The 684-nt window shown below is 59.6% G+C and carries 1 protein-coding gene; it reads left to right on the top strand.

Going from position 1 to position 684, the window contains the following annotated elements; all coding sequences use genetic code 11:
* Positions 1-473: 473 nt before the first annotated feature.
* Positions 474-684 (top strand): hypothetical protein (locus ACFCYN_RS25455; RefSeq protein WP_375952974.1); only part of this gene is annotated, 211 nt, incomplete at its 3' end.

Below are 684 nucleotides of genomic sequence, written 5' to 3' on the forward strand. Positions count from 1 at the left end.
GTCTAGAGAAGTTCTTTGCTGGCGCTGGCAAGTCCATCATGGACTCAGCTACCGGCGCTGCTCAGCTTCTCTCCTCTGAGGCTGCCCCGTACCTTTTCGGACTTAGCGGGGTCGCCACTAAGGCCATAGATGAGCGCTTTGGTGTTGGTGAGTGCGCGGACCGCGAAGCCGCTGAGGCTCGTGTGCGAGATAAGCCCTTGATGGACACAGGGGCTGGCCTAGCTGGGAACATTGCCGGGCAGATTGCACAAGCTGCTGTTCCAGCAGGGCGCGGAGCATCATTAGCTGGGCGATTGGCTAGAGCAGCGCCGTACGCGGAGTCCGCTGTGAGGGGGGCTGTTTTTTCTGGTTTGCAGCCTACTGTAGGGGATGAAAGTCGGGCGGAACGTGCAGCTATCGGTGCCGCAGGCGGTGCAGCAGGCCAGGCTGTATCTGGGTTGGCAGGAACTGCCGCGCGTAGAGCGGGAGAGGCGATGCAACCAGCCATCGCAAGCTCTATTGCAACCGCGAAGCAGGCTGGGATACCGCTTCATGTTGCGCAAGTCAGCGAATCCCGATTCCTTAAAGGCTTGTCCTCCGTTCTGAATACTCTTCCATTCAGCGGGGCGTCCAGCGCGGGACGAAACCAGCAACAAGCATTCAATCGCGCCGTTTCCAATACGTTCGGCGCGGATGCACCTGTTC

It is taken from the genome of Gottfriedia sp. NPDC056225, from assembly GCF_042267765.1.
Classification (GTDB): domain Bacteria; phylum Bacillota; class Bacilli; order Bacillales; family Bacillaceae_G; genus Gottfriedia.